Raw genomic sequence first — 17,124 nt, forward strand, 5'->3', positions numbered from 1 at the left:
TTGGACGGTGCCGGCTTGGACGGTGCCGGCTTGGACGGTGCCGGCTTGGACGGTGCCGGCTTGGACGGTGCCGGCTTGGACGGTGCCGGTCCGATCGCGGCGGGCTCGATCCCGGCGGGCCGGGCCGGGTTTAGCCCGATCGCGGCGGGCTCGATCCCTGCCGGTTGGGTCGGGTTCGGCTCGATCGCGGCGGGCTGGGTCGGCTCTGACCCGCTCGAGGCGGACCCGGCCGAGGCGAACGCGGTCGGGGCCGACCTGATCGGGCTGGCCGAGCGGTGCCTACGGGCCGACGGCGGCATGCCGCTCGCCATCGAGCCGTGGTTCCTGCGGCGGCGGTGGGCCGCTCCGGAGGGCGTGACGTTCGCGCTGCGCCCCTCCGAGGGCGGGCCGCTGCTTGCGGCCGGGGCGGTCTGCCCCTCGGACGACGGCGTCATCGTGACCGGCCTGGTCGATCCGGACGCCCGCGGCCGAGGCCTAGGGGCCCGGGTTCTTGATCATGGTTTGCTGCTCGCGGGCGACACCGCGGTCACCATCGAGACCGAGTCGCTGACCGACGCCGCTGCGGCGCTCTTCGAGTCGCGCGGCTTCAAACAGGTCTTCGCCGAAGACATCATGCGAATCGCCCTGCCCAGCGCGCCGCCGGCCGGTCCTGCGGCCGCGAGTCCTGCGGCGGCCGACCTTACGGCCGCGGACCCTACGGCCACGGATCCCAGGGCGGCCGGTCCTGCGACCGCGAGTCCCGCGGTGGCCGGTCCTGCGACCGCGAGTCCCGCGATGGCCGGTCCTACGGTGGCGGCTGGTCCTACGTTGGCCGGTCCTGCGACCGCGAGTCCTGCGGTGGCCGGTCCTGCGACCGCGAGTCCTGCGGTGGCCGGTCCTGCGACCGCGAGTCCCGCGACGGCCGGTCCTACGTCGGCCGGTCCTGCGGCTGAGGCGTCGGGTGGGTCTGTGGGGGTGGGGGCTGGGTGGGCGGATGGCCTTGAGGTCATTGGGTGGTCTGGCTCGGTGGCGGAGCGGTTTTATGCGGTCTACACGGCGGCGTTTCGGGAGCGGCCGGGGTTTCCGGGGGAATCCGCGGCTGAGTGGATCGCTGAGTATGACGACGACGAGGAGTTTCGGGCGGAGTGGTCGGTGCTTGTCTCGGACTCCGGTGGGGACCTTGGGTTCGTCACTGCGGCCCTGGGGTGGATCGTGCAGGTGGGGGTTGTTCCGCGGGGGCGCGGGCGGGGGATCGGGGCGGCCCTCGTGCGGGAGGCGCTCGGGCGGATGGCGGCCGACGGCGCAGCCGAGGCCTGGCTCAACGTCAACGTCAACAACCCGGGGGCGGCCGCGCTGTACCGGCGTCTCGGGTTTGTGGAGCGCGGGCGGCGGGCACGGTTCCGGCGAATCGGCACTGAACTAGCCTCCTAGGACGGGTAGGGGCTGCGGCTACGGACCGCGCTGTATAGCCCCGGGCTGCCCGGCAGGCGTTACGCTTGGCCCAGGGTCACCTGTGGAAAGGGAGAGGCTCGACACGCTTTGCCGGGGTGCCCTGCCGTTGCGCCTTGTGATGAGACACAATGGCTGCCGTACGTGGGAGGGGAGTATTCCCTCGCGCCGGTCTCGTCAACACGGAATGCCCCCCAGTGGGCTACCCGGGGCCGGCGGTCGCCGAAAGGCGGCGGAAGAGACCTCCGACAGCCGTAAGTCGCTGTGCCCGCTCTCCGAGCGGACGCAGGGTCGCACCGTGTCTGCCGGAGGTTCCTGTTGTCTGTGTCCGCCTGGGTGTGGATCGCCACACTCGTCGCCCTCATCGCCGTTCTCGCCGTTGATCTGCTGATCATCGGCCGGCGGCCGCATGAGCCCTCCGTGAAGGAATCCGGCGGGTGGGTGGCGCTGTATGTCGGGCTGGCGGTCGTTTTCGGCATCGGGGTCTGGATCACCGCGGGCGGGCGGTACGCGGGTGAGTTCTACACCGGCTGGCTGACCGAATATTCGCTGTCGGTCGACAACCTTTTCGTCTTCGTCATCATCATGGCCCGGTTCTCGGTGCCCCGGCAGTTCCAGCAGAAGGTGCTGCTCATCGGCATCGTGCTGGCGCTGCTGATGCGCGGCCTGTTCATCGCGGCCGGTGCCGCCCTGATCGCCCAGTTCTCCTGGGTCTTCTACATCTTCGGCGCGTTCCTCGTCTACACGGCGATCAACCTGCTGAAGGAGGGCGAGAACGACGAGGACGACTTCAACGAGAACGTCCTGATCCGGTGGGCCAAGAAGGTGCTGCCGGTGTCGAACTCGTTCGGTGACGGCCGGATGATGACGGTCAGCTCGGTGGGGAAGCGGATGTTCACGCCGCTGCTGATCGTGACGATCGCGATCGGGACCACCGACCTGCTGTTCGCGCTGGACTCGATTCCGGCGATCTTCGGCATCACCAAGGAGCCCTACCTGGTCTTCACGGCGAACATCTTCGCCCTGATGGGCCTGCGCCAGCTCTACTTCCTGCTGGGTGGCCTGCTGGAACGCCTGGTCTACCTCAACTACGGGCTGGCCGCGGTGCTGGCCTTCATCGGCGTGAAGCTGTTCCTCGAGGCCCTGCACACCAACACCCTGCCGTTCATCAACGGCGGCGAGGGCGTGCACTGGGCGCCGGAGATCCCGATCTGGCTGTCGCTGCTGGTCATCATCGGCACGCTCGGGGTGGCGACCGTGGCCAGCCTGGTGAAGTCGTCCCGGGACGCGAAACGCGCGTTAGTGGACGCGAAATCCTAGAAAAGAAGGCCTAGAAAGCACACAGCCCGATGGTCGCGCTGGAAAGCGCGGCCAATCGGGCTGCTGGCGTTGTGGCAGCGGTGCCCCACCTTGCGGTTGGGGCACCCCTACGGCGTATCTATAAAGGTTTACTGGTGTTTGCGGCGGGCCGCGGCCCGGCCTCGCGCCTGCTGGTCGAGGACGACCTTGCGGATGCGAACCGCGGCCGGCGTCACCTCGACGCACTCGTCCTCGCGGCAGAACTCGAGAGCCTGCTCCAGGGACAGCTTGCGCGGCGGGATCACCTTTTCGGTGTTGTCGGCGCTTGCCGCGCGCATGTTGGTGAGCTTCTTTTCCTTGGTGATGTTGACGTCCATGTCGTCCTCGCGAGAGTTCTCGCCGACGATCATGCCTTCGTAGACCTCAGTCGTCGCTTCGACGAACAGCTGACCGCGTTCCTGGATGTTGATCATCGCGAACGGGGTGACCGCGCCGGCCCGGTCGGCGACCAGCGAACCGTTGCTGCGGGTGCGTAGCTCGCCGAACCAGGGCTCGTAGTCCTCGAAGAGGTGGTGCATGATGCCGGTGCCGCGGGTCTCGGTGAGGAACTCGGTGCGGAAGCCGATCAGGCCGCGCGCCGGGACCAGCCACTCCATCCGCAGCCAGCCGGTGCCGTGGTTGATCAGCTCTTCCATCCGGCCCTTGCGGGTCGACAGCAGCGTGGTGATGGCGCCCATGTATTCGTCGGGGGCGTCGATGGTGAGGCGCTCGACCGGCTCGTGCACCTTGCCGTCGATGGTCTTGGTGACCACCTGGGGCTTGCCGACGGTCAGCTCGTAGGACTCGCGGCGCATCTGCTCGACCAGGATGGCGAGGGCGAGCTCGCCACGGCCCTGGACCTCCCAGGCGTCGGGGCGCTCGGTCGGGAGGACCCGCAGCGAGACGTTACCGATGAGCTCGCGGTCGAGGCGGTCCTTGACCATGCGGGCCGTGACCTTGGCGCCCTTGACCTTGCCGACCAGCGGCGACGTGTTGGTGCCGAGGACCATCGAGATGGCCGGCTCGTCCACCGTGATCAGCGGCAGCGGGATCGGGTTCTCCGCGTCGGCCAGCGTCTCGCCGATCATGATGTCGGAGATGCCGGCGATGGCGATGATGTCGCCGGGACCGGCGTTCTCGGCCGGCTTGCGGTCGAGGCCCTCGGTGATCAGCAGCTCGGAGATGCGGACGTTGCTGATCGTGCCGTCGGTCTTGCACCAGGCCACGGTCTGACCCTTGCGGATCGTGCCCTCGTGCACGCGGCAGAGCGCGAGCCGGCCCAGGAAGTTGGACGAGTCGAGGTTGACGACGTGGGCCTGCAGCGGCGCGCCCTCGGTGAAGGTCGGCGCCGGGATGGTCTCGAGGATGGTGTTGAACAGGACCTCGAGGTCGGTGCTGTCCTCCGGGACGGTGCCGTCCTTGGGCTGGGTCAGCGAGGCGATGCCGTCGCGGGCGCACGCGTAGACGATCGGGAACTCGATCTGGTGCTCGTCGGCGTCGAGGTCGAGGAAGAGCTCGTAGGTCTCGTCGACGACCTCCTTGATCCGGGCGTCGGGACGGTCGACCTTGTTGATGATCAGAATGATCGGGAGCTTGGCCGCGAGGGCCTTGCGGAGCACGAACCGCGTCTGCGGCAGCGGGCCCTCGGAGGCATCGACCAGCAGCGCGACGCCGTCGACCATGGTGAGGCCGCGCTCGACCTCACCACCGAAGTCGGCGTGGCCGGGGGTGTCGATGATGTTGATGGTGACCGGGTCGCCCTCGGCCGGCTGGTAACTGATGGCCGTGTTCTTGGCGAGAATGGTGATGCCCTTTTCCCGCTCCAGGTCCATGGAGTCCATGGCGCGGTCGGCCATCTCGCCACGCGCGTGGGACTGGCTCCCCTGGCGCAGCATGGCGTCGACCAGGGTGGTTTTGCCATGGTCGACGTGAGCGATGATGGCGACGTTGCGTAGGTCGGTGCGGGTCTGCATAGAGCTATTGTCCCCGGTCTTGGTTGCTGGCGTGGGTCCGGGGGGTGACCGCGAAACTCGGGTTGTTTGTCCGTAATCGCCGGGCAGCGGATCTTGGCTGAGGGCTGTTAGCGTTCGGCGGCGGCGAGTTCACGGGGAAGGTGGTCGTCGATGGCGCATCGATGGAAAGTGCTTGCGGCGGTGGTCGCCTTGATCGTCGCGGCTGGATGCGGGCTGACCGGTAAGGACGAGCCGGCGTTCGTGGCGGCGCCCACACCCTCGGCCGAGCCCACGTTCGACCTGGAGACCGAGTCGCCGACACCATCTCCCGAGGCCACTTCGAAAAAGCCGACGGCGAAGCCGAAGACGGCCGAGCCGACCCAGCCGGCGTTCTGGAGCCAGCTGCCCGACTGCGCGCACTACGACAAGACCAAGGCGGTGCCTAAGGGCACCATCAAGGTCGCGCTGAAGGCGGCCGCCGGGCGCACCTACTGGAACACCGAGGCGCCCCAGCTGAAGCTCAACTATCCGCTGCTCAAGGCGGTGGCCTGGCAGGAGAGCGGCTGGCAGAGCAACATCCACAACTGTGACGGCGGCGCCGGGATCATGCAGGTCATGCCGGCCACCGTCGACATGATCAATCAGCGGTTCGGGCTGGCCTACAACCCGTCGTTGTTCCAGGACAACGCATATGTCGGGGCCAACTACGTGGCGTGGCTGACCAAGTGGGCCGGCGACAAGTACTTCAAGAGCACCAACTACAACCTGAGCACGAGCAAGTGCAAGACGCACTCGTCGTGGTGTCTGCTCAACGTGGTGATCGCGGGTTACAACGCGGGCCAGGGCGGGATCGAGGCGGCGGCGGAGAGCAAGACCCTGCCCAACCCGGAGTACGTGGCGGCGGTCCGCTCGTTGATGACCCGGTGCCAGTGCGATAAGTACTGAGCCTGCGAGCTACACTTTTTGTCGTGCGCCTGGGGACTGTAGTAGGGTCCGCAGGTTAGTCGTGTGTTGATGATGCTGGCGAGCTGCGGTTTCAAAGCTTGCAGCTCACCCTAAGGAGCCTTACGCAATGCCGCCCAAGAAAAAGACCCATGAGGTAACCCTCGCGCTTGAGGCGGGTAACGCCGCGATGGTCGACCTCGGCAAGATGCTTGGTCCGACCGGGGCCAACATGCGGGCCGTGAAGGTGGAGTACGACGAGGCCACCTCGAAGAACCGGGGCGAGATCATCCCGGTCGTCGTCTCCGTCTACGAGGACCGCAGCCACACGCTGCTCTACAAGACGCCGCCGACGAGCTTCCTGATCCGCAAGGCTCTGGGGATCCAGTCCGGCGCGTCGAACCCGCTGACCCAGACGGTCGGCACCCTGAGCACCACCCAGGTCAAGGAGATTGCCGAGCGCAAGCTCCCCGACCTGAACGCGAACGACATCGCCGCCGCGGTCAACATCGTGGCCGGCACCGCACGCTCGATGGGTGTCAAGGTCGCGCAGTAACACTCGTGCTTGTCAACGGCTCCCGGGATCTTCCCGGGAGCCGTTTTTAATGACGTCGTCGATCAAGCCGTACGCGACGGCCTCGTCGGCGCTCAGCGTCCGGCCGGCCGCCAGGTCGTCCTCGATCCGGCTGCGGGGCTGGCCGGTCACCTCGACCAAACGCAGCACGATCTCCTCCAGCTCACGCAGGTGCTGGCCGGCGGCCCGGGTCACCTCGTCGGCGGTGCCGGTCACCCCGGTGGCGCGCGGTTCGGTCAGCTTGAACCGGGCGTGCCGGTAGGCGGTGCGTTTCTCGGCCGCGGCCAGCACGGCCACCACCGCGCCGACCGCCTGGGCGGTGACCAGGGCGTGCACCGGGGCGGTCATCGTGTCGATCACGTCGATCACGGTGAGGGCCGCGCTCAGATCGCCGCCGTCGCCGGACACGTGCAGCTGGACCGGGGCCGGGCCGGCCGCGTCGAGGGTGAGCAGGGCCGCCGAGATGCCGGTGGCGGCGTCGTTGGTGAGATGGCCGCGGATCATGACGATGCGCTGGTCGAAGAGGCGTTCCTCGAGCCAGGCGGGCAGGCCGGGACCGGGCACGGGCTCGTTTTGCGGGGGCCGGCCCCAGCTCGGATCGTGCCGCATGCTTCCAGCCTAGTCACTTGTAGCGGGGCTGTAACCGGAGCGGTTTAGGGTCCGGGCATGCCAGGTCCTCGCCGCCGGTCGATTCTGATCTCGCGGCTGGGCGGGCGCCCGCTCGGCGGCGTCCTGGACGAACTCCGCGGCATCATTCTCGACGGCGAGGTGCCGCCCGGCTCGGCGATCCCGGTCGACGCGGTGGCGGCGGCGTTCGGGGTGAGTCGCATCCCGGTCCGCGAGGCTCTGATGACCCTGATCGGGGAGGGTCTGGTCGATCACCGGCCGAACGGCGGTTACCGGGTGACGACCATGACCGCGGCCGAGTTCACCGAGATCTACCTGGTGCGGGAGGCGCTCGAGACGGCCGCGCTGCGGGCCGCCGTCGAGCTGGCCACCGAGGAGGACGACCGGCAGGCGCGGGCCGCGCACGGTGCGCTGGACGCGGCCATCAACGCGTACGACGGACGGCTTTACCACCGGGAGAGCCGTCGTTTCCACCTGGCGCTGCTCCGGCCGTGCCGGATGCGCCGGCTGCTGCACATGCTCGATGCGGCCTGGAACATGACCGAGCCGCTGCAGCCGATGACGCACCTCGGCGGCGGGGAGCGGGCGCTGCTGCACGCCGATCACGCCGGCATGCTGGCCGCGTTCTGCGCCCGCGACGCCGAGGCGCTCACCGCGGTGTTCGCCGAGCATCACCACCGGCTGCAGGCGGCGATCGGTGCGCTGCCGCATGACACCGGGCTCTTCGAGCCCGAGGATCAGGCCGGTTCGGGTACGCCGTCCAGGTCCGGGCCCGGGATGGGGATGCCGATCGGGTCCGGGTCGGGACCCATCGGTTCGATCGGTGCCGGTGGCAGGGTGTCCGGGGTGTCGGGGGAGAGTTCGCCCGGGTCGTCCGGGATCGGGGCGCCGGGGTCGAGCGGCGGGTAACGATCGGGATCAGCCATGATCCTGTCCTTACCCCCGGCCCGAGCTGGCAAAACGGGCAAATGCGCAGGACCGGCCCTACGTGTCGAACTCGCCGTCCTTCACGCCGGCCACGAACGCCTCCACCTCGGCCGGTGTGAAGAACAGGATCGGGCCCTCCGGCTCGCGGGAGTCACGCACCGCCCACCCGCCGTCCGGCAGCAGGGCCACCTCGACGCTGTTGCCGTCGCCGCCGCCCTGGTCGGTGGTCCGCCACTCGGCGGTGTGCCGGTCGAACTGTTCCTGGTATCCCTTGACGCTCACGCGTCCATCGTGCCGGTCGCCCGCCACCGATGTCGCCCACGTTGTCCGGTTAAAGACGAAACGGCAACAGCATCCCGGTGTACGGCTTGGCCGGTGGCGTGGCGTACTCGCCGCGTTTGGAGGTCTTTATGGACAGCGTGATCAACGACTGGACCAGGAGAGTGGCCGCGGCGACCCCGTCGATGACCGGCACGCCGAGCTCGGCCGTGGCCGCCGCGCACAGGTCGGCCATGCCCGCGCAGCCCAGCACGATCACGTCGGAACCGTCCCGCTCCAGCGCGACCCGGGCCAAATCCACTACCCGTTTCCGGACGGTCGGGTCACCCTCCAGGGACAGCACCGGGATGTCGCAGGCGTACACCCCGCGGCAGGCTCCGGCCGGGGCGTAGCGGGCGGCCAGGTCCAGCGCCCGGCCGCGGGTCCGGTCCAGCGTGGTCACCACGCTGAACCCGCGGCCGACGAGCGTCGCCGCGTGCATCGCGGCCTCCGCGATCCCGATCACCGGGCCACTGGCCAGTTCCCGGGCGGCGTCCAGGCCGGGATCGCCGAAGCAGGCCACCACGTACCCGTCGACGCCGTCCCGCTCGCCCTGGGCGACCGCCGCGAGCAGGCCGGGGACCGCCAGGGCCTCGTCGTAGTGGCTTTCGATCGACGCCGGGCCCATCGCCGGGGTGACCGCGTCCAGGGTGACGCCCGGGCCGGTCACGGCCCGGGCGGTCGCCTCGATCAGGGCGGTCATCGACTCCGTGGTGTTGGGGTTGACGACCCGGATGTGCATCAGACGGCCGGCTCTTCCACCCGGCTGCGGACGGTCAGGGCCAGATAGACCAGGAAGCCGAGGCCCATCCCGATGAACCAGCTGTACTGGGCGATGGTGTGCATGTGCGGGCCACCGGTCCAGAGCACCGGGATCATCGCGACGACCGCGCCGACCGCGGTGGCGATGACCGCCGCCGGGTTGACGCCCTTGCGGTAGTAGTACTTGCCGGTCGGCTTCATGGTGAACATCTCGTCCACGTCCACCTGTTGCTTGCGGATCAGGTAGAAGTCGGCGATCAGCACCCCGAACAGCGGTCCGATGAAGGCGCCAAGGGTTTCCAGGGTGTAGTGGATGACGTCCGGGTTGTTGTAGAGGTTCCACGGGGTGATCAGCACCGAGCCGACCGCGGCGATCATGCCGCCGGCCCGCCAGCTGATCCGTTGCGGCGAGACGTTGGAGAAGTCGAAGGCCGGCGAGATGAAGTTGGCCACGATGTTGATGCCGATGGTGGCGATCGTGAAGGTCAGGGCGCCGAGCACGATCGCGAAGGTGCTGTCGATCCGGGCTACCGTGCTGACCGGGTCGGTGATCAGTTCGCCGAAGACCGGGATGGTCAGCGACGCGGTCACCACCACCAGGATCGAGAACATCAGGAAGTTCAGCGGCAGGCCGAGCAGGTTGCCGGTCTTGACCGCTTTGAACGATTTGCCGTACCGGGAGAAGTCGCCGAAGTTCAGCATCGGCCCGGAGAAGTACGAGACGACCAGGGCGATCGCCCCCAGCATGATCGGCAGGGCGTCCCAGCCGTGGTACTTCACGTCCCCCAGCGACAGGTTGATCGCACCCCAGCCGGCCTTGTAGATCAGGTAACCGGCGAGCAGGAACATCACCACGTAGACGGCCGGGCCGCAGAAGTCGATGAACTTGCGGATCGTCTCCATGCCGGTCCAGAACACCGCCGCCTGCAGCACCCACAGGACCGCGTAGGTGCACCAGCCGAGGGTTGGCAGGCCGAGGAAGCCGTGCAGGTCGACATCCGCCCAGGGCGCGAGGGACGGCCACAACTTCAAGACCACAACATCAAGAGCAGCCGAGGCGAGGTACGTCTGAATGCCGTACCAGGCCACCGCGATAGCGCCTCGGATGATCGCCGGCACGTTCGCGCCGAGCACCCCGAACGCCGCCCGGTTGATCACCGGGTAGGGCACTCCGGTCTGCTGCGACGGCTTGGCGACCAGGTTGCAGAAGAAGTAGACGATGGTGATGCCCACGATCAGCGAGACCAGCACCTGCCAGCTGGACAGGCCCAGGGCGAACAGGCTGCCCGCCGTCACATATCCACCGACGCTGTGCACGTCGGACATCCAGAACGCGAAGATGTTGTAGGAACCCCAGTGCTGATCCTTCAGCGGGGCCAGATCCTCGTTGGTGAGCCGGAGGTCGTACTCCGGCTTGATGACGCCGCTACCGACCGGCATGCCGGCGGCTTCGACCAGGTCCTGTGGCGTGCTCGAGGTGATGTCGGCCATGGCGAACACGCTAGGTAGCCGCTGTTTCACTGGGATTTGCGGAACTGTATATCTTCGCGCCATGCAACCGATCCGGACTGCGAGTCGTCAGGGGGCTGTGAGAGCGAAGGAGGGCACGTGAATGACAGAGCGTGACGAGCAGTTCCACAGCTTCGTGCTCGAGAAGCGAGCCGGGTTGGTGCGTACGGCGACCTTGCTGACGGCGGGTGACGGACATCTGGCCGAGGATCTGGTCCAAGCCACCCTGACCAAGCTGTATGTCGCCTGGCCGGCGTTCCGGCGCGCGGACAACCCGGACGGCTATCTGCGCCGCACCCTGGTGAACGCCCTGACCGACGAGAAGCGTCGGTGGTGGCGCCGCCACGAACGGCCGGTGGCCGAGCTGCCGGACCGCCCGCACGCCGCGTCGACGGACCCGGACGACCGCACCGACGGGCTGCGCGCCGCGTTGGGCGAGCTGCCGCCGAAGATGCGGGCCGCGCTGGTGTTCCGCTACTTCTACGACCTGGACGTCGCCGACACCGCCGACGCCCTCGGATGTTCCGAAGGCACGGTGAAGAGCCAGACCGCCCGGGCCCTGGACCGGCTGCGGGCGGTCATGAACCTTCCCCTGACAGGAGTGATCCGATGATGGATCTGCACCACCGTCTGTCCACGATAGCCGGACCGGCCGGCGACACCTCGGCCCAGCAGGCGGACGCCGACCTCAACCGGGGCAAGCGGGCGCTGCGCCGCCGCCGCGCGTTCCAGGGAGCGGGTGCCTCGGTCTTCGCGGTGGCCGCGCTGGCCGCCGTGGTCGCCTACGGCACCACCAACCAGGCCGCTGCCCCGAGCCACCAGGCCGCCGGCCCGGCCGGCACGTCGACGGTGAGCACCGCCAAGCTCGTCGCCTACCACGGCGAGCAGCTCAAGGGCTTCACGATCGACAAGGTGCCGGCCGGCTGGGAACTGCAGGGCGTCAACGAGTCGGTGCTGACGATCGCCCCGATCGGCTTCAAGGACAAAGAGGTCAACAGCTTCGTCGGCAAGATCGCCGTGATGCTGCAGTCGAAGGACGACAAGCGCACCCCGAGCGGTACGAACGTCACGGTGGCCGGCCGGCCGGGCGTGATCAACACCCCGACCGACGGCGGCGACACCCGCAACCTGTGGGTCCAGCAGCCCAACGGGATCTGGCTGCTGGCGCAGATCTGGGACGCCGGCGACTGGACCACCGCGGACATGGTCGAGTTCGGGGCCGGCCTGCACGTGACGAAGGACGCGGTGCAGGGCGTCGGCTAAGGGGTGATTCCCCGGGCGACCGACTCGACCTCGGCCGCCCGGAAGGCCCCGTTGGCCTCCACCGTGATCACCACCCCTCCGGGGGTGGTGATCACCGCCGTGTAGGTGGTGGTTTCGCTGCCGACGTTCGCCAGCAGCTCCGCGTCTCCGGCGGGTACGGCGAACGTCCGCACCGGTTGCGCGGCCCCGGCCGCCCAGTGCGCGACCTGATCGGTGGTGACACCCGGTTCCGGGCGCATGACGCAGACGAACAGCCCGATGCCGACGCCCCGGTCGAAGCGGCGGCTCGCGGCGCTGAACCCCGGCCCGGTGTCCTCGTCGTTCAGGCCGCGCCGGAAGATGCTGTCCCCACCGGTCCGGGTGGTGCCGTCCGGCAGCCAGGTGATCTGAAATCCGTCCAGCACCTCCCCGATCGCCGGCGCGACGACCGCCGGCCCCGGATCGTGCACGGCCCGCACCGCGACCACGCCACCGCCGGCCGCGAGCAGCACCGCCGCACCGGCCACCGCGCGGCGCAGCAGACGGCGTCGCCGCACTCCCCGCCGGATGTTCTGCACGAAGTGGTCGTTTACCGGAATATCCCAGCTCATCGTGATCCCTCCTGGGCGCGCAGGGCGGCCAGGCCCCGGGACACCTGTGAACGGACGGTCTGCGGACTGCACCCGAGCAACTCGCCGATCTGCTCATCCGGCAGATCCAGGACGTACCGCAGGGCGACCGCGGCCCGCTGCTTCGGCGGCAGCGCGGCGAGCAGATCCCGTACGCCGTCGAAGGCGTCCACGGCCGCGAGCGCGGCGTCCTCGCCGGCGTGTTCCGGCACCGCCGCCACCGGGATGTCGCCGCGGCGGCGACGCCGGTTGAGGAAGAGGTTGAGCAGGGTGCGCTGGGCGTACCCGACCGGGTTGCCGTCCCGGCGTACCCGCGACCAGGCCAGACCGACCCGGATCAGGGCTTCCTGGGCCAGGTCCTCGGCCTCGGCGCGATGCAGGGTGAGGACGTGCGCGAAGCGGAGCAGCCCGGGGCTGACCTCGCGCACGTAGGCCTCGAAGTCGGCACCCGGGAATCGGCTCACATGCTGATTACACCGGCCGGCCCCGGTTCTGTTGCATCACCAGCCGCGTTCGCGCCACTCCGCCAGGTGCGGGCGCTCGGTGCCGAGGGTGGAGTCCTTGCCGTGGCCCGGGTAGAACCAGGTGTCGTCGGGGAGCCGGTCGAACAGCTTGTGCTCGACGTCGTCGATCAGTGAGGCGAAGCGGGCCGCGTCCTTCTGGGTGTTGCCGACGCCGCCCGGGAACAGCGAGTCGCCGGTCCACAGGTGGCCGTGGCCGTTCGGGTCGCGGTAGAGCAGGGCGATCGAGCCGGGCGTGTGGCCCACGATGTGGATCACCTCGAGCTCGCACTCGCCCACCCGGACCTTGTCGCCCTCGGCCAGGGTGTCGGTGACCACCGGGATCTCGGTCGCGTCGTCGGCGTGCGCGAGCGAGCGGGCGCCGGTCGCCTCGACCACCGCGGACAGCGCCTGCCAGTGGTCGCCGTGCCGGTGGGTGGTGACCACCGCGCTCAAGCCGGCCGGGCCGATCAGCTCGAGCAGGGCCGGCGCGTCGTTGGCCGCGTCGACAAGCACCTGGTCGTCGCCGCAGCGCAGCAGGTAGGCGTTGTTGTCCATCGGGCCGACCGAGATCTTCGTGACGGTCAGGTGGTCGAGGGTGCGGGTGGCGGGGACGCCACCCCGGGTCACGTCTCCGGTGTAGGACACGGTCACTTCCACCTTCCGAGGGCGGGGAACTTGCCGTCCGGCGAGACGGTCAGGTCGGTGACGTCGCCGCGGCCGGCCAGCCAGGCGGCGATCGACTTGGTGGGTCCGCCGATCACCGGCGGATTGTCGGCGTCGCCGATGGTGAGGGTGTGCTCGAGGCCGAACGGCCGCAGCACCATGGCCGGGCCGTCCAGGCCGGCGACCAGCTCCTTGAGCAGGCGCTGGGCGAACGCGTCGGTCCAGTCGGCCGGCGTGTAGGACAGCCCCAGGTCGACGTGGTGGACCTCGACCTCGCGCAGCCGGGCCCACGGCACCGCGGCGGCCGGCTGCTTCAGGAACTCGATCGGGAAGGTCCACGCCTCGGCCGGCATGGCCGCGCCCGCGTCGGCGAACCGCTCGTGCGACTCGCGGATGTCGGCGATCTGCTCGCGCAGCGGCCGGGTCGCGCCGGCCTCGATGTCGGCGTCCCGCTGGCCCGGGGCGTAACCCTCGGCGGGGGAGCCGGTGCGGGCCGCGGTCAGCAACCGGGTGTACGCGTCGGCGTTGCGGGCGACGTGGGTCAGTACGTGCCCCACCGTCCAGCCGGGCAGCAGCGACGGTTGCGAGATCACCGTGGGGTCGAGGTCCGACGCGGTGCGGACCAGCGCTTCCGTGGCGCGGTCGACGTCGGTGAGCAGAACGAGCGGGTCCATCGTCACGCGGCCAACCCTATCGGCCCGGAATTCGCTTTCGCTGGTGTAGTGGGCCGCCGTACCGTCGATGCAGACGCGCCGATCGACCCGCGGGGAGGTGAGGAACGTGCCCTTCGACCGTGATGCGTCCCTTCACCCGGAGGCCTGCCCTCCCGTCCCGTAAAGGGTTCCCATGTCGCACGCCCTGTCCCACCTCGGGTGGGACGACACGTTTGCATCCTCATACCGACCTTTCGACCGCTCCGACGCCGCCCCGGCCCGGGTGCTGCGCGCCGACCGTGGCGTCTGCACCGTGCTCGGTGAGAACGGCGTCACCCGGGCCACCCTGGCCGGCAGCGTGCTGCTCGGCGCCGCCCAGGACCCGGTCAACCTCCCCTGCGCCGGTGACTGGGTGGTGACCCGCCGCTGGCCCGACCGCCGGGTGACCATCGAGCTGGTGCTGCCCCGGCGCACCGCGCTGATCCGGCGCACCTCCGACAAGGACGCCACCGGCCAGCTGCTGGCCGCCAATATGGACACCGTCGCCGTGGTCGAACCGATCCACCCCGAACCGGACGACGCCCGGATCGAGCGGCTGCTCGCCCTGGCCTGGGAATCGGGCGCGAAGCCGCTGCTGATCCTGAGTAAGTGCGATACCTCACGCGATCCCGGCGCGGTGGTCCGGCAACTCGCCGAACTCGCGCCGGGGGTGCCGGTGGTCGCGGTCAGCACCCGGGGGAGAGCCGGCGTCGAGCAACTCCGGCCGTACGTGTCGGACGGCCGCACCCTGGCCCTGCTGGGCCGCTCCGGGGCCGGCAAGTCGACCCTGGTCAACGCCCTGACCGGCACCGCCGTGATGCCGGTGCAGGCGATCCGGGACGCCGACGGCAAGGGCCGGCACACCACCGCCTACCGCAACCTGGTGCCACTGCCGGGCGGCGGCGCGGTGATCGACACCCCGGGCATCCGGGGTGTCGGTCTGCTGGACACCGCCGACGGGCTCGACCGGGCCTTCGCCGACATCGCCGAGCTGGCCGCGCACTGCCGGTTCGGGGACTGCCGGCACGGCGCCGAGCCGGGCTGCGCGGTCGCCGCCGCCCTCGCCAACGGCTCGCTCGCCCCGCGCCGGCTGGCCAGTTGGCGCAAGCTGCACCACGAGGTCGAGGTGGAGAGCGCCCGCCGGCAGGCCCGCCTGACCGCGGCCGCCGGTCAACGCCGACGCCGGGGCTGACCGGCTGGTCTGCAAGAATGCTCCGATGCGCGCGGTGGACGAGGTGGTCGAGGAGCAGGCTGTCCCCGAGCCGCCGGAACCGGTGACCGCGCCCCGTCGGCGCGCCGACCTGCTGTCGTTGCTGAACTACGTCGTGCTCTCGATGCTGGTGATGATCCAGCTCTGGCGCGACCCCAACGGCCGGGTGCTGGCCAGCAACGACGACGACCACGGCGTGATGCTGTTCATGCTGGCGCACGGCGAGCGGGTGATCTTCCACGGCGACAGCCCGTTCTGGTCCGACCGGCTGAACGTGCCGGACGGCGTGAACATGATGGCCAACACGGCGATGCTGGCGCTGACTCTGCCGGTGTCGCCGATCACCCACTTCCTCGGCGCCGGCGTGTCGGTCGCGCTGCTGCTCACCCTCGGCCTGGCCGGCACCGCCTGGGCCTGGTACTGGGTGCTCTCCCGGCACCTGGTGACCAGCCGGGTCGCGGCCTGGCTGGGCGGCCTGTGGTGCGGGTTCGCGCCGGCCATGGTGTCGCACGCGAACGGGCACGTGAACTTCGTCTGCCAGTTCGTGATCCCGTTCATCGTGCTGCAGGTGCTGCGCCTGCGCGAGCCGGGCCGGGCGGTCCGCGGGGGACTCATCCTCACCGGGCTCATCGTGTTGCAGGTCTTCATCAACGAGGAGGCGCTGCTCTTCACCGCGCTGGCCCTGGGCGTGTTCGTCGTCGCGTACGCGGCCATGGCCTGGCCGAGAGCCAAGCGGGAGGCGCGGCACTTCCTGGCCGGTCTCGGGGTCGCGGCCCTGGCCTCGGGTGCGCTGCTCGCCTATCCGCTGCATTTCCAGTTCTTCCGGGCCGGCAGCTACCACGGCCAGCCGTTCTCGCCGGACGAGTACGTGACCGACCTGCTGTCGGTGGGCGCGTTCGCGCGGCAGTCGCTGGCCGGCTACGCGGCCGTGACCCGGCATCTGAGCGTCAGCGCGACCGAGGACAACACGTTCTTCGGGCCGATCGGCCTCGTCATGATCGTGGTGTCGGTGGTGGTGCTGTGGCGGTCGGTGGCGGCCCGGTCGGCGGCGATCTCGGCGCTGGTGCTGCTGCTGGTGTCGATGGGCCCGCGACTGCGGGTGGCCGGCCACGACACCTCCATCCCGCTGCCGTTCGGCCTGGTGAGCCACGTGCCGGTGATCGACCTGGTGAGCGTGACCCGGTTCGCGCTGGTGCCGGCCACGATCGCCGGGGTGCTGCTGGCGATGGCCGCCGACCGGATGCCGGCGATGAGCGTCAAGGGCCGCCGCTGGTTCCTCACCGGTCTGGTGCTGGCGCTGGTGCCGCTGATCCCGAAGCCGCTGCCGGTGGTGGCCGGCGACCCGCTGCCCCCGTTTTTGACTCAAGGCATCTACCAGCAGTACGTTTCGGACGACCGCAGCCTGGTCACCGTGCCGCTGCCGGACGTGACCACCGGGCGCACCGGGATGCGCTGGGTCACCCTGTCCAACCTGGCGTACCGGACCCCGCGCGGCTACTTCATGGGCCCGGTCAACCCGCCGGCCGACGACACCGGCTCGTGGAGCGCCCCGGTCCGGTACACGTCGAGCCTGCTGTGGCGGGTCCGCGAGTACGGCCAGGTGCCGGTGATGACCGACACCATGCGGATCCGGATCCGGCAGGACCTGACCTTCTGGCGGGCGGCGGTGGTGGTGCTGGTGCCGAACAGCCGCAACGGTGACGCCCTGCTGACCACCCTGACCGACGCCCTGGGGCCGCCGCAGCTGGTGGGCGGTGTCCAAATGTGGGACGTACGCTATCTGCCGGTTCCCTCGACCGGGTGAGTTA

General features: G+C 69.7%; 18 protein-coding genes. 9 read left to right on the forward strand and 9 right to left on the reverse strand.

Annotation, left to right across the window (positions count from 1 at the left end; translation table 11 throughout):
- Positions 1–1,410, forward strand: a 1,410-nt coding sequence (locus tag Ate02nite_RS49460; protein ID WP_203807738.1) for a GNAT family N-acetyltransferase, incomplete at its 5' end; no start/stop codon positions are given.
- A gap of 342 nt (positions 1,411–1,752) precedes the next feature.
- Positions 1,753–2,748, forward strand: a complete 996-nt coding sequence (locus tag Ate02nite_RS20075) for a TerC family protein (protein WP_203807740.1) — start codon at positions 1,753–1,755, stop codon at positions 2,746–2,748.
- 128 nt (positions 2,749–2,876) lie between these two features.
- On the opposite strand, the gene typA is transcribed toward Ate02nite_RS20075, so the two are convergent.
- Entirely contained in the window at positions 2,877–4,739 is a 1,863-nt protein-coding gene (gene typA / locus Ate02nite_RS20080; protein ID WP_203807742.1) for a translational GTPase TypA, read from the reverse strand.
- Positions 4,740–4,889: 150 nt separating this feature from the next.
- Here typA and Ate02nite_RS20085 point away from each other — a divergent pair, with 150 nt between their 5' ends.
- Both Ate02nite_RS20085 and Ate02nite_RS20090 read left to right on the forward strand, forming a co-directional pair.
- On the forward strand, positions 4,890–5,663 hold the full coding sequence (locus tag Ate02nite_RS20085; RefSeq protein WP_203807744.1) for a lytic transglycosylase domain-containing protein: 774 nt from the start codon (positions 4,890–4,892) through the stop codon (positions 5,661–5,663).
- A 127-nt stretch (positions 5,664–5,790) separates the two neighbouring features.
- Positions 5,791–6,216, forward strand: a complete 426-nt coding sequence (locus tag Ate02nite_RS20090; RefSeq protein ID WP_203807746.1) for an uL11 family ribosomal protein — start codon at positions 5,791–5,793, stop codon at positions 6,214–6,216.
- Positions 6,217–6,228: 12 nt separating this feature from the next.
- Here the strand turns inward: Ate02nite_RS20090 and Ate02nite_RS20095 are convergent, their stop codons facing one another.
- Positions 6,229–6,843 (reverse strand): ATP-dependent Clp protease proteolytic subunit, encoded by a 615-nt coding sequence (locus tag Ate02nite_RS20095; RefSeq protein WP_203807748.1) that lies wholly within the window; start codon positions 6,841–6,843, stop codon positions 6,229–6,231.
- A 57-nt stretch (positions 6,844–6,900) separates the two neighbouring features.
- On the opposite strand from Ate02nite_RS20095, the gene Ate02nite_RS20100 reads away from it, so the two are divergent.
- The gene (locus Ate02nite_RS20100; protein WP_239147541.1) at positions 6,901–7,770 is read left to right on the forward strand and encodes a GntR family transcriptional regulator; all 870 of its coding nucleotides are present in this window, start codon (positions 6,901–6,903) and stop codon (positions 7,768–7,770) included.
- A 75-nt stretch (positions 7,771–7,845) separates the two neighbouring features.
- Here Ate02nite_RS20100 and Ate02nite_RS20105 read toward each other — a convergent pair whose 3' ends face one another.
- The 3 genes from Ate02nite_RS20105 to Ate02nite_RS20115 are packed head-to-tail and all read right to left on the reverse strand — an operon-like array spanning position 7,846 to position 10,359.
- Positions 7,846–8,070: a DUF397 domain-containing protein gene (locus Ate02nite_RS20105; protein ID WP_203807750.1), complete on the reverse strand. Its 225-nt coding sequence runs from the start codon at positions 8,068–8,070 to the stop codon at positions 7,846–7,848.
- Positions 8,071–8,119: 49 nt separating this feature from the next.
- On the reverse strand, positions 8,120–8,848 hold the full coding sequence (locus Ate02nite_RS20110) for an aspartate/glutamate racemase family protein (protein ID WP_203807752.1): 729 nt from the start codon (positions 8,846–8,848) through the stop codon (positions 8,120–8,122).
- The gene (locus Ate02nite_RS20115; protein ID WP_203807754.1) at positions 8,848–10,359 is read right to left on the reverse strand and encodes an NCS1 family nucleobase:cation symporter-1; all 1,512 of its coding nucleotides are present in this window, start codon (positions 10,357–10,359) and stop codon (positions 8,848–8,850) included. Before Ate02nite_RS20115 ends, Ate02nite_RS20110 begins: the two co-directional genes overlap by 1 nt.
- 121 nt (positions 10,360–10,480) lie before the next feature.
- Between Ate02nite_RS20115 and Ate02nite_RS20120 the strand changes: the two genes are divergently transcribed.
- Positions 10,481–10,990, forward strand: coding sequence for a SigE family RNA polymerase sigma factor (locus Ate02nite_RS20120; protein WP_203807756.1), 510 nt, complete (start codon positions 10,481–10,483; stop codon positions 10,988–10,990).
- A complete protein-coding gene (locus Ate02nite_RS20125; protein ID WP_203807758.1) occupies positions 10,987–11,640 on the forward strand; it encodes a hypothetical protein in 654 nt (217 codons plus the stop codon). Before Ate02nite_RS20120 ends, Ate02nite_RS20125 begins: the two co-directional genes overlap by 4 nt.
- Here the strand turns inward: Ate02nite_RS20125 and Ate02nite_RS20130 are convergent.
- From Ate02nite_RS20130 to Ate02nite_RS20145, 4 genes are read right to left on the reverse strand one after another with little or no spacing between them, the layout of a single operon-like run.
- Positions 11,637–12,230, reverse strand: a complete 594-nt coding sequence (locus Ate02nite_RS20130; RefSeq protein ID WP_203807760.1) for a hypothetical protein — start codon at positions 12,228–12,230, stop codon at positions 11,637–11,639. The genes Ate02nite_RS20125 and Ate02nite_RS20130 overlap by 4 nt on opposite strands.
- A complete protein-coding gene (locus Ate02nite_RS20135; RefSeq protein ID WP_203807762.1) occupies positions 12,227–12,712 on the reverse strand; it encodes a SigE family RNA polymerase sigma factor in 486 nt (161 codons plus the stop codon). Before Ate02nite_RS20135 ends, Ate02nite_RS20130 begins: the two co-directional genes overlap by 4 nt.
- A gap of 36 nt (positions 12,713–12,748) precedes the next feature.
- Entirely contained in the window at positions 12,749–13,396 is a 648-nt protein-coding gene (locus Ate02nite_RS20140) for an MBL fold metallo-hydrolase (protein ID WP_203807764.1), read from the reverse strand.
- Between the two features lie 2 nt (positions 13,397–13,398).
- On the reverse strand, positions 13,399–14,094 hold the full coding sequence (locus Ate02nite_RS20145; RefSeq protein WP_203807766.1) for a maleylpyruvate isomerase family mycothiol-dependent enzyme: 696 nt from the start codon (positions 14,092–14,094) through the stop codon (positions 13,399–13,401).
- A 166-nt stretch (positions 14,095–14,260) separates the two neighbouring features.
- Between Ate02nite_RS20145 and rsgA the strand changes: the two genes are divergently transcribed.
- Positions 14,261–15,298 carry a ribosome small subunit-dependent GTPase A gene (gene rsgA, locus Ate02nite_RS20150; protein WP_203807768.1) on the forward strand — a complete coding sequence of 346 codons (1,038 nt, stop codon included), beginning with the start codon at positions 14,261–14,263 and terminating at the stop codon, positions 15,296–15,298.
- A gap of 25 nt (positions 15,299–15,323) precedes the next feature.
- Positions 15,324–17,120, forward strand: coding sequence for a hypothetical protein (locus Ate02nite_RS20155; RefSeq protein WP_203807770.1), 1,797 nt, complete (start codon positions 15,324–15,326; stop codon positions 17,118–17,120).
- The last annotated feature ends 4 nt before the right edge of the window (positions 17,121–17,124 follow it).

It is taken from the genome of Paractinoplanes tereljensis, from assembly GCF_016862435.1.
In the GTDB taxonomy this organism is placed as follows: Bacteria; Actinomycetota; Actinomycetes; order Mycobacteriales; family Micromonosporaceae; genus Actinoplanes; species Actinoplanes tereljensis.

Coding starts and splice junctions, on each gene's coding strand:
- typA (WP_203807742.1), bottom strand. CDS start 4,739: ATGCAGACCCGCACCGACCTACGCAACGTCGCCATCATCGCTCACGTC.
- Ate02nite_RS20085 (WP_203807744.1), top strand. CDS start 4,890: ATGGCGCATCGATGGAAAGTGCTTGCGGCGGTGGTCGCCTTGATCGTC.
- Ate02nite_RS20090 (WP_203807746.1), top strand. CDS start 5,791: ATGCCGCCCAAGAAAAAGACCCATGAGGTAACCCTCGCGCTTGAGGCG.
- Ate02nite_RS20095 (WP_203807748.1), bottom strand. CDS start 6,843: ATGCGGCACGATCCGAGCTGGGGCCGGCCCCCGCAAAACGAGCCCGTG.
- Ate02nite_RS20100 (WP_239147541.1), top strand. CDS start 6,901: ATGCCAGGTCCTCGCCGCCGGTCGATTCTGATCTCGCGGCTGGGCGGG.
- Ate02nite_RS20110 (WP_203807752.1), bottom strand. CDS start 8,848: ATGCACATCCGGGTCGTCAACCCCAACACCACGGAGTCGATGACCGCC.
- Ate02nite_RS20115 (WP_203807754.1), bottom strand. CDS start 10,359: ATGGCCGACATCACCTCGAGCACGCCACAGGACCTGGTCGAAGCCGCC.
- Ate02nite_RS20120 (WP_203807756.1), top strand. CDS start 10,481: ATGACAGAGCGTGACGAGCAGTTCCACAGCTTCGTGCTCGAGAAGCGA.
- Ate02nite_RS20125 (WP_203807758.1), top strand. CDS start 10,987: ATGATGGATCTGCACCACCGTCTGTCCACGATAGCCGGACCGGCCGGC.
- Ate02nite_RS20130 (WP_203807760.1), bottom strand. CDS start 12,230: ATGAGCTGGGATATTCCGGTAAACGACCACTTCGTGCAGAACATCCGG.
- rsgA (WP_203807768.1), top strand. CDS start 14,261: ATGTCGCACGCCCTGTCCCACCTCGGGTGGGACGACACGTTTGCATCC.
- Ate02nite_RS20155 (WP_203807770.1), top strand. CDS start 15,324: ATGCGCGCGGTGGACGAGGTGGTCGAGGAGCAGGCTGTCCCCGAGCCG.